This window comes from Pseudaquidulcibacter saccharophilus (genome assembly GCF_019455445.1).
GTDB lineage: Bacteria > Pseudomonadota > Alphaproteobacteria > Caulobacterales > Aquidulcibacteraceae > Pseudaquidulcibacter > Pseudaquidulcibacter saccharophilus.
The window spans coordinates 615,010-630,770 of record NZ_JAHWUS010000001.1 but is presented as its reverse complement, the minus strand read 5'-3'; the positions used below and the strand labels follow the sequence as shown (position 1 = coordinate 630,770).

Genomic DNA, 15,761 nt, shown 5'->3' with positions numbered 1-15,761 from the left:
AAAGAAATATGGTTAACCTACCTTAAACACGCATTAGATTTTTCTAATACATACTGTCAGGTAAGGCTTTTCACAGAAGGCCCCAGATTTTATCGATTTAAGGACAGGTGGCAATATTTTACGCACGTTGCCCAATGTGCAAGCAATTGAAATAATACCAATTTTATTTCAAAAACAAAAAACCAGATAATTTTATGAGTTTAAAATTATATAACGCGTGAATGTTTGCCGCCTGATTTTTCGATATATTCATCAAATGCCATTGCCACCAAACGCACAAATGGTTTGCCTTTTTCTGTAACAATTACTTTGTCACCATCAATAATACATAAACCATCGCTTTGCGGTACCATTAACGCGTTGCGGGCAAATTCAAAATCTTTAAACCCACCAAACGGCGCCAAATCAACCTCAAAATCACCGAGAAGGCGGTCAATAATTTCACGTAGCTTTTTATCGCGTTGAGATGTTGGCACACCGCGAACTGTCGGGAACTCACCGGCGATAATGGCGCGCGCCCATGCGCCAGGTTCTGGGTTATTTTGTACATAGCCTTGTGGCAATGTCGAAATTGATGAGCAACCAATGCCGATAATCGCATCCGCAGTTTCGCAAGAATAACCTTGGAAAGAACGTTTTACGGTTTTATTCAATGCCGCCTGCGCCAATGGATCATCAGAACGAGCAAAATGGTCAAAGCCAATTGAAACATAGCCAAGCTTTTCCAAGGTTTCTTTGATTGCCAGTGCTTGATCATAACGAAGTGCGGTATCAGGTAAGTCCGCCTCATTAATTAATCTTTGGCGTTTTTTGAACCAAGGAACGTGGGCATAGCCAAAAATTGCCAATCTATCTGGGTTTAATGATGCCGCAGTGGTTGCCGAATTAATCGCATCTTCTAATGATTGCTGTGGCAAGCCATAAATCAAGTCGAGGTTTACTGAATTAATCCCCGCCGCACGTAATTTTTTCACCGCGCGTTTTACAAGTGACGTATCCTGTACCCGTCCGATGGCTTTTTGGACGTGGTGGTTCATATCCTGCACACCCAATGACGCACGATTTACGCCTGCTTCAACAAAGGCTGCGATATGGTTGTCGTTTAAAAGACGCGGGTCCATTTCAACCGCATGCTCGATGATATTTGAGAAATCAAACTTATCTTTTGCGGTATTTACAATTTTCAAAAATGTTTCTGGCGAAAGGATATTTGGCGTGCCGCCACCCCATGCGATAGACTGTACATTGCGGGCTTTGGTATTTTCTGCCACCAATTCGATTTCTTTTACCAATGTATCGGCATAATCAAGAATTGGCTGTTCTTTGCGCGACGCAAATGTATGGCAACCACAATAAAGACAAATCGATTTGCAATAAGGCACATGGAAATACAGGCTTAACGAAGTATCAGACGATAATTCATTCAGCCATTCTTTATGGGTCTGCGAGGTTACATTGGCGCTAAACAAAGGTGCCGTAGGGTATGATGTATAACGCGGGGCAACCTTTTGCGCGATTTCTTCTAAATTAATATCCATCACATCCCCTAATCACTAAAAGACAAAATATGCAAGTGTGTAAAGATGGCGCATAAACCTTATTTTTTATATTGTTTTACGCGCTTATTTCTTATCAATACGCCCAATATGGATTGTTACCTTATCGCCTTTTGAATAATTCAGTCCTGATACAGGATTGCCAATTTCATCAAACTTTAGACCATTGGCGTTCAATTTCGTTGTAAATTCATCCTTCAAAGCATCTTCAATAATTGCCGGCGCACCAATTTGCGCAAATTTTACGGCATTATCAACACTATCAAGTTTGGAATCCGTGCGGGTAAGGAAGATAAGACTTGGCTCTTGATACCCTGCCCCTACAAGCGGCGGTAATTTGCCGCCTTGGGATAAACGCGGATGAAGATTTAACGCCGCCAATTGATTGGAAACCCGCCCCGAAACATCAAGTGCCGGCACATTTGGCAAAAACTGCCCCTTGAAAAGCACGGAAAACATTAATGCCGTGAAAATCGCCATCACACCCGAATATTTTGAGTTTATTACAAATAACAAAAGCGCGCTTAAAGAGCCAATGCCAATAATGCCCGATAATATCGTGGCCGATGGCATCATTTTCGGCATATCTTTATAAACCAATGCGATTGGCAATGCCACAACAAACAAACTCGCAAAGGTGAACAGACAAATGCCAAGCCATTTCTGCCACCCCTTGAAGCCATTTTCAAACAATCCATATGCCCCCAAAAGCAATATCGCACCATGAAGTGGCATCGTATAATGGGCAAGCTTTGCAGGGCTTAATTCAAATATTATCCATGCCGGTATCAGCCATGCCAATAAAAACTTCACCCGTGCATCGGTGTTTTTGGTGAACCCAACCCATGCGGCAAAGCCCATCAAAATTGATGATGGATAAAGCAATAATGGCGATAATAATAAATGCAGCCCTGGCGGTGTGGATTTGGTTTCGGCATGACCCGATAATTTCGGGGTTAAGTCTTGTGAAATTGCATCCGTATAAAATTGCCAATTGGTTTTAAGGCCGATTAATATAAACCACGGCAAAATCATCACTGCAAATAGCAAAAGCCCACGTGGATCCCATATAGGTTTTTGCCAATTCCAATTTTTATCCCACAGGCTAAACACAATTATTGCAAGGCCAATAATCATCAATGGCACCGGACCTTTGATTAAAAAAGCCATGCCAAATGCAAACCAGAATAAAATCACCTTCCACAGTGACTTTTCCCCAAATCGCAATGCAGCAAGCGCATAAAACGAAAGGGCTATAAATCCGGTCAAGGTTGCATCGGTTTTGGCAATGTGCGCCTCGGTCGATAATAGCAAGGTAACGGCATTAGCTACGCCCGCAACCAAGCCAACTTCCGCGCTAAATAGTTTTTTGCCAATCATAAAAACTGCACAAGCCGCAAGAGATGCACCAAGTAATGACACCATACGGAATGGGAATGGATTACGTTCACCAACCGCGCCAAATGCCTCCACACTTAGAGCCTGAAGCCAATGGATGCCAACAGGCTTTTTATTGCGCGGTTCATCCTGAAATGAAATACGCACAAAATCATGGCTTTCAAACATTTGGGTGGTTGCCTGCATAAAGCGGCTTTCATCGCGGTCAAGCGGTTGCAGTTTTAATGCCGGCATTGTCGCATAGGCAAAAATCAGCGCGATAATAATAAAATACGGTCTGAAACCCTTGGATAATGATGATAAAATCGACATCTAAACACTCCAGACCCGAACTTTTTTAATATAACGAATAAATCCAAAAATCACAAAGCCAAGGGGAAATAAAATCGCACAGAAGATAATCAATAGGCTCTTTATTCCATCGATATCGTGACGCACTTTATTCTGCAAATCACGCAAGTCTTTGCGGGTTTGCAATAAATGCTGTTGCGTGGCCTTTAGATTTTGTGAATTTGGCTCTTTCCCAAATAATGCCCCCGCAGTTTGCGATGACTGGTTTTGTGCCATAGCAGCCTGATATTGTTTTAATTCTTCACCCAATTGGGTTTGCTTTAATAGAATTTGTTGTTCGGCATCATTGCGAATATTTTCAACCATTGTCAAAGTTCGCGGCACTGCAGTTTTGGAGCGCAAGGATAACAGCGCATTTTCACCACACAAAACCTCTAGTGAGTTAAGGACAAAGTCCGAATTATCGGCAACTTGTTGATTGTCATTAACATACATGGTCTCGTTTAAAAAATCGACATCACCAACCAAAACCACATCCTGCCCAGTTTTACCTCTTAAGAAGGCGGCAATTGGGAATGCCTCATTTGATGGTGTGTATTCTTCTAATAATCTTTGCGGGCTGGGTGATGATAATGCCAAATCCTTGTTGATTAACATTGTATCTTTGCTGGTGACAAAAAGTGGAGTGAATGAATAATCACTCCCACCAATATTATGGATTAATGATGGGCTTGCCACATTCAGCCCTTTTGAAAGGCCATTTACAATCGCATTATCGCCAGCTTTTGTGGCATTGAAATAAAGCGGTTGCGGCGCAATCATATTACGACCATCAATATTGGTTTGCACCGGCAATGCACTTTTGCGATCAATCACAATATCGGGTGAAATATTAACCCCCAATGGTGCCAAGACCTTATTGAATGACGGGTCAAAGCCAATTGCCCCCAATTTACCATCAAATGAAATTGATGATGCGCCATCAACCATAATTAATGCCTTGCCTCCGCGCGCAATATAATCTGATAGCATTGCCATCTGCGCATCATTCAAAACCTGTGGCTCAGCAATTAAAAGCACAGAAAGGTTGGGCGGCAGTGATGAAAAATCATTATTAATCAGAATAGTATCATAATTATCGGCAATATTTTTGGCGATTGAGTTTTGCGGCTTTCCATCACTAAAAAACCACGGCAATCCGGTTAAAACCCCAACACGTGGCGCGCTGGTTTTTGAAAAATCGCTAATCATTTTGGTGATTGAATATTCAAGATTATTTTCAAGCTCGGGTGCGAAGAATGGAATAACCGCCTGCCGCCCAGCCGACTTTGCAATCAGGCCAAAATAAATCCCATTTTCGATATTTTCGCTATCCTTATAGGCAACGAGGCCGCTTTCAATGGCCTTATCTTCATTTTCGGTAAATTGTTCAACATCATGTTCGCGGAAAATGATTTTACCATTTGATGCCCGCGCATATGATTGAAGTAAATCAACCACCCTTTGGGCATAATTACGCAAGGGCGGGTTTTGCGCCGCCGCAGTTTTGGAAAAATAAAAATCTAAATAAAGCGGATCTTTATTTGATTTTATAATATCCTTTGATGTCTTGGAAAGGGTGAATAATTTATCGGCGCTTGTATCAATGCCAATCCCTTTGGTGAAGCTATTGGCGCCCCAATTAACAAGCACAAACCCAAAAAGCATAATCAAAATTAAATATAGGGGTTTTAATTTTTTCATTTTAAAACCCCGCGTTTACCCAAAATCACTACAAGCCCAAGGCCAAGCCAAAACGCAATAAAACTTATAAAAAATATTATGCCATTAAGCGGGATGAACCCACGGCTAAAAAGATCAAAATAATCGGCAATTGAAAAAATTGTTGCAAAGCCGCGCGCACCCTCACCAAATAATAGTGTGATACTGTTTAAAACCACCGGCATTCCCATTGCCACAAACACAAAACAGACAAAGCAAGAAAGCACAAAAACCACTATCTGGCTGTTTGAAACCGCACTTATGGCAAGCGTTACCGCTAAAAATGCCGCCGCCATCAAAAATGAACCCAAAAACCCGGCGGCAACCACCCCATTATCAACATTGCCCAAAATATTAATCGCCACCCATAAAGGTACGCAAAATAATAAAGTCAGCCCGATAACCGCAAGCCCCGCAAGATATTTCCCAATTATCAAAGTAATATTTGAAACCGGAAGCGAAAACAAAATTTCATAAGTGCCGGTTTTAAAATCCTCGGACCAGATTTTCATGCCCAATGCCGGAATAAACACCACATATAAAAAGGGATGAAATTGGAAAAAGCTTTGTAAATCTGCCTTGTTAAGTTCGATAATTTGTCCGAAATGCACCGCAAATAAAACCGACACCGCAACAAAAACCGCAATAAAAATATAGGCAAGCGGGGTTGCAAAATAGGCGGCAAATTCACGCTTGAAAACAGCGTTCAAACCATTCATGCGCCCGCCCCAATTGTCAAAGTATTGAAAATTTCATCAATATTTTTCCCGCGCTTTAAAAATTCATCGCGGGTTTCGTCGGCAATAATCGCGCCATTATTTATTAAAATTACGCGGTCGCAAATCTGGGTAACTTCATCAAGAATATGGGTCGAAATTATGATGATTTTATCCTTGGCAATGGCTTTTATGGTTTGCCGCGCACGCAGTTTTTGATTGGGGTCAAGACCGTCAGTTGGTTCATCAAGTATCAAAATCTCTGGGTCGTGCAATATTGCGCCCGCCAAGGCAACACGGCGCTTAAAGCCTTTTGATAATGTATCTATGCGTTGATGAAAGACCCCTTGGATTTCGACTTTTTCCACCGCAGAAATAATTTGGGTCTTGGCATCTTTAAGACCGCGCACATCGGCCATGAACTCAAGAAACTCTTTTGGGGTCATATCACCCCATAACGGCCCACCCTCTGGCAAATAACCAAGATTTGCGCGTGACCTTTCATCGATTTCTTTGCCGTTAATTTTAATTGCGCCGGAATTTGCGGTATAAATACCATTTATAAGACGCATGGTCGTGGTTTTGCCCGCACCATTCGGCCCAATAAAGCCTATTATTTCCCCCGCCTTTGCGTCAAAGCAAATATTTTTCAATATCTTTTTACCCGAAATGGCAAATTCAATATTTTGAAGTGAAAGCGTGGTTGACATCACCTTCAATTGGCAAAAAAATGGGGTTTAGTCAAATGAAATTGGGGGAAATTAATTTCCCGATTTATTGCGCTGTTCCTTTTCCATTTTTTCGATTTGATCAAGAACCTCTTGTGGTAAAGGCGGATTAGGAAAACTTAATTCGCTCTCGATTGGCAGCAAACGAGAGTTAAAAAACAACATCGCCTGTTCTTTGAGCCATTCATTTTTATCAACCCCCGCAGGAATTTTCGAGCATAGATCATTTTCGGCGACATTTTGAACCTCTGCCCCCTGTATCAACCCGTGCATCATCCCTGAGTACATAGACTTTTCATCTTCATTAACGTTTCTAAAAATCGGGCCAATTCTTCGGGTTTCGTTGCCCATATATAATAGCCATTCATTTGAGCCGCACTGCCACAAAAAACCGTCCATGCGTCCGGTTTCGAGGATTAATTTTGTTGCAATTATGGTATCAGGGTTTTTGCAATCAATCGGGATATTTTTTTCATCCTCTTGACCACAGCCGAATATTCTATCACGGATTAACAAAGCCCTGAAATCAGGTATTTTGGGATATAATTTTTCAAAGAAATTATCTGAAACATATTGCGAATTTGCCGCCTCTTGGGCAAACGATGCTAAAGGTAAAAACAAAGCCAAAATTATAAAATAATATCTAAGCATAGCACCGTTCCAGATAATTTAATCAAACCTATTACCTAATACCTATAATTGCAAACAAAAAACCCCGCACAAGCGGGGTAGTAGAGCTTAACTAATGGGGTAAGTATTTTAAAGCCAAGGTTTATTCTTCAGTGGCTTCTTCGATTGCTTCTGGCTCTTCGCCAAAATCATCGGCAACATCTTCAAATGAAAGTTCATCTGCTTCAACAAGATTTTCAGGTTCTAATTCTTCAGACATTTTAGCCTCCTTTGGACTATCCGTGAGGCTAAATTAGATTCATGCCAGTCTAATGAATATTTTATTGCAAAAATAAAAAACTTGATGACAAAAAAGCCCTGCGATGCAGGGCTTTTGAAAATAAGCATCCGACCAAATAAGACACAAAGCGCTTGAGGCGCGGGAGTGGTGAAAAATTTACACTTTACCAAAAATCAAAGTGGCATTGGTTCCGCCAAAAGCATTAAATTATAACTCACGGCTAGTTCGGGGCATTCGCTTGTCGCTCATGCTATTCCCTCACGCCTCCGTTAGGGCGGCGCACTCGCGCCGGTGCCCCTTGGGCGCTGGTTTTGGCTTATTAAACCTTGCCAAAAATCAAAGTGGCATTGGTTCCGCCAAAACCGAATGAGTTTGACAATGCGGTTGAGAATTCACCCATTTTGCGTTCCAAAAGAATTGGCAAATCGGCAAACTCAGGGTCAACATTTTCAATATGCGCTGATTTAGCCATGAAATTATTGGCCATCATCAAAATCGAATAAATCGCCTCTTGCACACCCGCAGCACCCAAAGAGTGTCCGGTTAATGATTTGGTTGATGAGAAGAATGGGATTTTGCTGCCAAAAACTTCACGCAATGCACCCGCTTCTTTGGAATCACCCACAGGTGTCGAAGTACCATGCGGATTGATATAATCAATTGTTCTGCCGCCGGTCATCTCAATGGCCTGTTTCATGCAACGAACCGCGCCTTCTCCAGATGGGGCAACCATATCATAACCGTCAGAAGTCGCACCATAACCGATGATTTCACCGTAAATTTTGGCACCACGCGCTTTGGCACGTTCATATTCTTCAAGAACCATCATGCCAGCACCGCCTGCGATAACGAAACCATCACGGTCTCTGTCATATGCACGTGAAGCAACCGCAGGACGATCATTATAATTTGAAGACATTGCACCCATGGCATCAAACATATCAGACAACGTCCAATCAAGTTCTTCTGAACCACCGGCAAACATTACGTCTTGGCGACCATATTTGATGTTTTCATATGCGTTGCCAATGCAATGCGCCGAAGTCGCACAAGCAGAAGAAATTGAATAACTGATGCCTTTGATTTTAAACCAAGTCGCAAGAACCGCAGAAAGACCTGATGACATTGCTTTTGGCACAGCAAAAGGCCCAATTCTCTTCGGGCTATTGTTTTTCAAAGTAGTTTCCGCAGCGGCAACAATCGAACGAGTTGATGGACCACCAGAGCCAGCAATAATGCCAGTACGTTCATTGGAAACATCGCTTTCTTCAAGACCTGCGTCTTTGATAGCCTGTTCCATTGCAATATGGCCCCAGCCCATACCTTCAGACAAGAAACGTGCCGCGCGACGGTCAACCATTTCAAGCCAGTTCAAAATTGGTTTGGCATGAACTTGTGACTTAAAGCCATGTTCTTCATACTCATCGGCTTTAATAATGCCTGATTTTGCTTCAAATAGCGAATTTTTCACTTCTTCAATTGAATTACCAATCGAAGAAACGATACCTAAACCTGTAACAACAACACGTCTCATTTTTATTCGTCCTGCCCCTAATCTCGTTAAGCTATTTGGCCGATTAACCTAATTGGCTCTTTAGATTTTGCGGGTCAAAAAGACCAACACGCAAATCTTTTGCGACGTAAATTAATTTATCGTCGGCGTATAATGCACCGTCGGCGATGCCCAAAATAAGTTTGGATTTGAACACGCGCTTAAGATCAATTTCATAACGGCAAAGTTTAACATCAGGCGTAACCTGACCGGTGAATTTAATTTCGCCTGCACCCAATGCACGGCCTTTGCCTGGCAAACCAGACCAGCCCAAAAAGAAGCCAACCAATTGCCACATTGCATCCAGACCAAGACAGCCAGGCATTACTGGATCACCTTGGAAATGGCAGCCAAAGAACCATAAATCGTCTTTGATATCTAATTCAGCAGAAATATGACCCTTGTCATATGCGCCGCCTGTCTCTGCAATAGATGTAATCCTATCCATCATAAGCATATTAGGCAGTGGCAATTGCGCATTACCTTCGCCAAACATTTTACCTTCGCCACAGGCGATTAAATCTTCATAAGAAAACGATGATGGTCTTTCCATAGTTGCTCCGTAAGCGATTCAAATTATAAACCTGCACCGCTTAGCACCAATTGTAACAAATTGCCAAATATTTTGATGTAAATTTTGCATCATCGATTAGTAGCATACAATGAAATTCGTATTTATTTATGCGCCATACGCATCGACAGCACGTATCCACCCCTTGTAGCCGCCAACTTTTATGCGGCACCAACCGGGGGTTTGTTCAATAATTTCACCAACAACACCATTGGCAAGGTTTGCTATTGCCTTGCTGTCATCGCGGGGCTTATCACGCAAAACCACCGAATTTGCGCCATTTGGACGGATCATTAACGTCCGCCGCGCGTCAAGCATACGCTTATGCACCCAAACAGTGGTGCCATCTGGATCTTGGATTTTACGCCACTCCTCGGTCTCGGCAATTACTTTTACCGGAAGACCTTGGCGATGATAAATAAACTTAACCGGATAATCCTCATCTGGGCCGGCGCGTCCATTAATTTTATTGAATTTCAAAGAAACAAAGCGCGGAACCGGAAGGTGAGATGGGGTTTCGCCTTTGGCGCGGTCATAAAAACGCTTACCGTCAATGATTTGTTGTGCGTTTGCGCCATTAAACATTAATGAACACGCAAAAATGCCAATAAATAGTTTTGATGTAATGGTTTTGCCAATCATATTACGCAACTTTGATTGATTGTATCGCCTGCATAACAACTTTGTTCAAGCCTTTAACAACTTCATCACGAACCAATACTTCAGATGATGGTGTGTTAATAAGTGCCTCCATAGACTGGAAGTGCGTGGCAACAATATCAGGACGCATTCTTGGGGTTCTGCCAAATTTTTCCATATATGTGATAACACTCCAACAAACCTTGCTAAGGTGTGTGTCACCAATCTGACCAGCGATGCCCAAAATTTTCTGTGCAGTCTTATGTAATTCTTCAATCGCCGATGGATCGTTAGTATATAATGATGCAAGCGATGCATTAAGACCAGTTGTAAGGCCTTTTAGATATTGTTTTGCACGTTTTTCGGCAACACCGCCTTGGGTCAATTCCAATGGATCATCATAGCGGCGATACTTGCCAAAATATTGTCCTGCGGCGGCCTTGTTACGGCGGCGGCACGGGCCAATATATGTATCAGTAACCACGAAATCGCGCGGTCTTTCAATAACTTCTTTAATTCTGGCGATGATTGACTGTATCGCAAGCGGTTTAAGGATAAAGGTATCAACGCCGCAATTAACCGCCTGTTCGATTTGGCTTTTTTTATTGTTGGATGTCACCATGATAATTGGCGTCATGCGGGCAACTTCGTTCCGCATACTTCTGACCTTGGTGGTAAACTCAATACCATCCATATCAGGCATAACCCAATCAAGGAAAATTACATCAGGAATCGCATTTTCCATTGCATCAAGCGCATCGAATCCATCAACCGCAAACGACACAATAGGCACACCAAGAACGCGCATGATTTCGTTCATCAGATTGCGGTAAAATGGCTGATCATCAACCACTAACACCGAAAGCTGATTATACTTTACACTTCTGCCTTTTCGACTAATTACTGTCAAAATGCGCTCCTATCACCACTATAGATAATGCCAACATCATTAATTTTAGATTACCAAACTGATTAAAATACAAATATTTTTTTGTATCCCCCTATTCTTCTTTATAATACGGGCTTTATGATTGACTTTTGTTGCATTTGAGATATTTGCAGCAAACGGAACAACCAATGACAAACGAGCATCGTATTTTTCAATCATCAGAAGTTTTCAAGCTAGAGGGTGGAAGTGAAATCCCAACCCTGCACGTTGCCTATGAAACGTGGGGAAAGCTAAATGATGCCAAGAATAATGCGATTTTAATCTGCCACGCCTTGACCGGCGACCAATATGTAACTGGAACCAACCCTGTAACTAAAAGAAATGGTTGGTGGTCTGATGTTGTTGGCAAAGGCAAACTTATTGATACCGATAAATATTTCGTGATTTGCTCAAACGTTATTGGTGGCTGCATGGGATCATCTGGGCCAACTGATTTGGATGCAGACAACAACCAAATCGCGATTGATTTTCCGATTATCACCATTGGCGATATGGTTCATGCCCAATATCTTTTGGTGCAATCATTGGGTATTGAAAAATTATTTGCCGTAATTGGCGGCTCAATGGGCGGAATGCAGGTTTTACGCTGGATTGCCGATTATCCCGACATGTTAAATTGCGCCGTACCAATTGCCACGGCGGCACGCCATTCCGCACAAAACATCGCCTTCCACGAGGTTGGTCGTCAGGCAATTATGGCAGACCCAGAATGGAAAGATGGGCATTACAATAAAAACGGCACATTCCCGTCAAAAGGGCTTTCTGTGGCACGCATGGCGGCGCATATTACCTATATGTCCGACGTGGCTTTGCACCGTAAATTTGGGCGCAATCTGCAAAACCGTGATGCGGTTACATTTGGTTTTGATGCCGATTTTCAGATTGAATCCTATTTGCGCCACCAAGGCACAAGTTTTGTTGACCGTTTTGATGCCAATTCATATTTATATATCACAAGGGCAATGGATTATTTTGACCTTGCCTCTGGCTTTGATAATAATTTGATAAAGGCATTTGACAAATTCAAAGGTCGTGCCTGTGTGGTTTCATTCTCTTCTGACTGGCACTATCCACCATCTGAAAGCCGCACGATTGTTCGCGCAATGATGGGGGCCGGCGTTAAAGTTTCTGCCTTAGAAGTTGAAACCGACAAAGGGCATGACGCATTCTTACTTGATGAGCCGATTTTTCACCGCGCACTTGGTGGATTTATCGATTCATCGGCACGCATTTTTGGTATAGAGGGGAATTAAGATGTTAATGACCCTAAAAACCAGACCAGATTTTGATGCAATTATTGAAAATGTACCACAAGGCGCAAAAGTTCTTGACGTGGGTTGTGGTGATGGCGAATTGCTTGAACTTTTGCAAACCCATAAAAACGCCGATGTGCGTGGGCTTGAAATCTCTGACGAAGGTGTTGCAAGTGCGGTTGCCCGCGGATTATCGGTTATTCAGGGTGATGCCGATAAAGATCTTGGCATTTTTCCCGCCGATACCTTTGATATGGTGATTTTGTCAAACACTATACAGGCAACAAAAAGACCCAAAGACATTCTTGAACAGATTAAAAGAATTGGTAATCGCGCAATTGTTTCAGTTCCCAATTTCGCATATTGGAAAGTGCGCTCATACCTTTTCATAAAAGGTGAAATGCCTGTTACCAAAGAACTTCCCGACACATGGTATGACAGCAAGAATATTCACTTTTGTACCGCACGAGATTTTGAAAAACTTGCGCTTGAATGCGGGTTTAAAATTATTTCCGTCACGCCAACCACCAACGACCGCAAAGGGCAAAAAAAGCCGCATGTTGATTTTTTTGTAAATCTATTTGCGCAAAAAGTGGTTTTCGCATTAGAAAAACTTTAGGGGTTAATTAAATGACTGCACGCATTGCGCCATCAATACTTTCTGCCGATTTCGCCAATTTAGGCGCGGAAGTTCGTGCCATTGAGGCTGCGGGCGCGGATTTGGTGCATTTTGACGTGATGGATAATCATTATGTCCCCAATCTTACCATTGGCCCATTGGTGTGCGAGGCAATCCGCCCCCATGTTTCAATTCCAATTGACGTCCATTTGATGGTAAAACCGGTTGATGCCATTATCCCAATGTTTGCCAAGGCCGGTGCAAATATCATCACTTTCCACCCCGAGGCATCGGATCATATTGACCGTTCATTGCAACTTATTCGTGATAATGGTTGCAAATCAGGTTTGGTTTTAAATCCGGCAACACCTGTCGAATGCCTTGAATATGTTATGGACAAGCTGGACATGATTCTTTTGATGTCGGTTAACCCTGGCTTTGGTGGGCAATCATTCATTCCGTCAACCCTTACCAAACTTAAAAAAGTGCGCGCCCTTATCGATGCCCACAAGGCAAACGGTGGGCACGATATTTGGCTTGAAGTTGATGGCGGCGTAAAGGCCGATAATATCGCCCAAATCGCGGCGGCGGGTGCGGATACTTTTGTTGCGGGTTCTGCGGTTTTTGGCGCAAAAGATCCGGATGGCGGCTATAAAAACATCATTTCAACCCTAAAGACAAACGCCGGAATTTAGCCAAACCATAAAAAATTGCAGCAGACTCACATTTTTCCTTGAAAAATGGGTCGTAAACCGTCATGCGTCCCCGCAAAGGTTTTAGCGTTTTTATCGGGGTATTTCATGAATAGCGAAATTGAAACCAAAATGGCAAATGCCATTCGTATTTTAAGCGTCGATGCAGTTGAGGCGGCAAAATCAGGCCACCCAGGTGCACCAATGGGTATGGCGGAAATTTCGGTGGCATTGTGGGGCAAATACCTTAACCACAACCCAAAAAACCCTAAATGGGCGGGTCGCGACAGATTTGTATTGTCAAATGGTCACGGTTCTATGCTTATATATTCATTACTACATTTCACTGGCTATGATTTGCCAATGGATGAGATTAAAAACTTCCGCAAACTACATTCAAAAACTGCGGGGCACCCTGAATATGGTATTACACCAGGTGTTGAGACGACCACCGGTCCACTTGGTCAAGGTATTGCCAATGCGGTTGGGATGGCGCTGTCTGAAAAATTATTGGCCGCCGAGTTTAACAAAGACAATCACAAAATCGTCGATAACTTTACCTATGCTTTCCTTGGTGATGGCTGCATGATGGAGGGCATCTCCCACGAAGTTTGTGGTCTTGCCGGAACTTTGCGCCTTTCTAAACTTGTGGCATTTTATGATGATAATGGCATTTCAATTGATGGCCATGTCGAAGGCTGGTTTAATGATGACACAGCAAAACGTTTTGAAGCCTATGGCTGGAACGTAATTCGCGCCGTTGATGGTCATGATGTTGCCGCTGTTTCAAGCGCAATTGAGGCCGCAAAAGCACAAGCTGTTAAAGAAGACGGCAAACCAACCCTTATTATTTGCAAAACCGTAATCGGAAAAGGTTCACCAAACAAGGCGGGAACCCACGATGTTCACGGTGCGGCTTTGGGTGGCGATGAAATCGCGGCAACCCGCGCGGCCTTGGGCTGGGAAAATGCGCCGTTTGAAATCCCGCAAGAAATTTATGCGGCATGGGATGCATCGCAAAAAGGTGCAAAACTTGAGGCGGAATGGAATGAAAAATTTACCGCTTATAAGGCTGCATATCCAAAAGAGGCTGCTGAATTTGAACGCCGTATCAATGGTGATTTAATTCCTGATTTTGATGCTGTTGCGGATAAAATCTATGCCGAAATCGCGGCAAACCCGCAAGTTGTTGCAACCCGCAAAGCAAGCCAAAATGCGCTTTCTGCCTTTGCACCACATGCACCAGAATTCTTTGGTGGCTCTGCGGATTTAACCGGTTCAAACCTTACAAATTTCAAAGGTTGCGTGGTTGCAGGTCGCGATAAATGGGGCAATCATTTGTCATATGGCGTGCGCGAATTCGGCATGGCGGCAATGATGAATGGCATGGCACTTTATGGTGGTTATTTGCCGTTTGGCGGCACGTTCTTGACCTTTAGTGATTATTCACGCAATGCAATTCGCATGGCTGCATTGATGAAAATTCGTGTGGTTCATGTCTTTACCCACGATTCCATTGGTCTTGGTGAAGACGGCCCAACCCACCAATCAATCGAGCATATTCCTTCACTTCGCATCATCCCTAATCTTGAGGTTTGGCGCCCAGCCGACAGCTTGGAAACTGCTGTTGCTTGGGGTGCGGCTATTTCGCGCAAGGATGGTCCAAGCGCACTTTGCCTTTCACGCCAAAATCTTGCGGTTGTGGCAAATGCCGAACATGTCGAAGGCATTAAAAAAGGTGGCTATGTCCTAAGCGCAAAAGATGGTGCCAAGGCAATTATCCTTGCAACTGGTTCCGAAGTTGAGATTGCAATCGGTGCGCAAAATGCCCTTGCAGATCAAGGAATTGCGATCAATGTCGTTTCAATGCCGTCGACCAATGTATTTGATAAACAATCAAAAGAATATCAAGAAAGCGTATTGCCAAATGCACTTCCTGTGGTCGCGATTGAGGCATCTCAACCAGACCTTTGGCATAAATATGTTGGCCGTTCTGGTAAAGTTTTGGGCATTCCAACCTTTGGGGAATCGGCACCTGCTAAAGATTTATACAAACACTTTGGTCTGACGGTTGACAATTTGGTGCAAGAAGTCAAAGTAGTTTTGTAGCTTTAATTTTAAACCTA

Annotated in this window: 14 protein-coding genes; 4 read left to right on the top strand and 10 right to left on the bottom strand. The window is 43.0% G+C overall.

Annotated elements, in window-relative coordinates; translation table 11 throughout:
* Positions 1–206: 206 nt before the first annotated feature.
* The 10 genes from hemN to KXV15_RS02905 form a co-directional block, all read right to left on the bottom strand.
* Positions 207–1,538 (bottom strand): oxygen-independent coproporphyrinogen III oxidase, encoded by a 1,332-nt coding sequence (gene hemN, locus KXV15_RS02950; RefSeq protein WP_240006669.1) that lies wholly within the window; start codon positions 1,536–1,538, stop codon positions 207–209.
* An 84-nt stretch (positions 1,539–1,622) separates the two neighbouring features.
* Entirely contained in the window at positions 1,623–3,266 is a 1,644-nt protein-coding gene (locus KXV15_RS02945) for an ArnT family glycosyltransferase (protein WP_240006668.1), read from the bottom strand.
* On the bottom strand, positions 3,267–4,988 hold the full coding sequence (locus KXV15_RS02940; protein WP_240006667.1) for a Gldg family protein: 1,722 nt from the start codon (positions 4,986–4,988) through the stop codon (positions 3,267–3,269). It lies immediately after the preceding gene.
* Complete coding sequence (locus tag KXV15_RS02935; protein WP_240006666.1) at positions 4,985–5,725, bottom strand: ABC-2 transporter permease; 741 nt, start codon at positions 5,723–5,725, stop codon at positions 4,985–4,987. Before KXV15_RS02935 ends, KXV15_RS02940 begins: the two co-directional genes overlap by 4 nt.
* Positions 5,722–6,432, bottom strand: coding sequence for an ABC transporter ATP-binding protein (locus tag KXV15_RS02930; protein WP_240006665.1), 711 nt, complete (start codon positions 6,430–6,432; stop codon positions 5,722–5,724). The genes KXV15_RS02935 and KXV15_RS02930 overlap by 4 nt, the downstream gene beginning before the upstream one ends.
* A gap of 51 nt (positions 6,433–6,483) precedes the next feature.
* A complete protein-coding gene (locus tag KXV15_RS02925; protein WP_240006664.1) occupies positions 6,484–7,071 on the bottom strand; it encodes a hypothetical protein in 588 nt (195 codons plus the stop codon).
* A 608-nt stretch (positions 7,072–7,679) separates the two neighbouring features.
* Positions 7,680–8,894: a beta-ketoacyl-ACP synthase I gene (gene fabB, locus KXV15_RS02920; RefSeq protein ID WP_240006663.1), complete on the bottom strand. Its 1,215-nt coding sequence runs from the start codon at positions 8,892–8,894 to the stop codon at positions 7,680–7,682.
* Between the two features lie 43 nt (positions 8,895–8,937).
* Positions 8,938–9,465: a bifunctional 3-hydroxydecanoyl-ACP dehydratase/trans-2-decenoyl-ACP isomerase gene (fabA, locus tag KXV15_RS02915; protein WP_240006662.1), complete on the bottom strand. Its 528-nt coding sequence runs from the start codon at positions 9,463–9,465 to the stop codon at positions 8,938–8,940.
* 126 nt (positions 9,466–9,591) lie between these two features.
* A complete protein-coding gene (locus tag KXV15_RS02910; RefSeq protein ID WP_240006661.1) occupies positions 9,592–10,125 on the bottom strand; it encodes an SH3 domain-containing protein in 534 nt (177 codons plus the stop codon).
* A 1-nt stretch (position 10,126) separates the two neighbouring features.
* On the bottom strand, positions 10,127–11,032 hold the full coding sequence (locus tag KXV15_RS02905) for a response regulator (RefSeq protein ID WP_240006660.1): 906 nt from the start codon (positions 11,030–11,032) through the stop codon (positions 10,127–10,129).
* A gap of 167 nt (positions 11,033–11,199) precedes the next feature.
* On the opposite strand from KXV15_RS02905, the gene metX reads away from it, so the two are divergent.
* The 4 genes from metX to tkt all read left to right on the top strand — a co-directional run bounded on the left by metX (position 11,200) and on the right by tkt (position 15,744).
* Positions 11,200–12,324 (top strand): homoserine O-acetyltransferase MetX, encoded by a 1,125-nt coding sequence (gene metX / locus KXV15_RS02900; RefSeq protein ID WP_240006659.1) that lies wholly within the window; start codon positions 11,200–11,202, stop codon positions 12,322–12,324.
* Position 12,325: 1 nt separating this feature from the next.
* Positions 12,326–12,943, top strand: a complete 618-nt coding sequence (gene metW / locus KXV15_RS02895; RefSeq protein WP_240006658.1) for a methionine biosynthesis protein MetW — start codon at positions 12,326–12,328, stop codon at positions 12,941–12,943.
* Positions 12,944–12,954: 11 nt separating this feature from the next.
* Positions 12,955–13,638, top strand: a complete 684-nt coding sequence (rpe, locus tag KXV15_RS02890) for a ribulose-phosphate 3-epimerase (protein WP_240006657.1) — start codon at positions 12,955–12,957, stop codon at positions 13,636–13,638.
* A gap of 105 nt (positions 13,639–13,743) precedes the next feature.
* On the top strand, positions 13,744–15,744 hold the full coding sequence (gene tkt, locus KXV15_RS02885; protein ID WP_240006656.1) for a transketolase: 2,001 nt from the start codon (positions 13,744–13,746) through the stop codon (positions 15,742–15,744).
* Positions 15,745–15,761 lie beyond the last annotated feature (17 nt).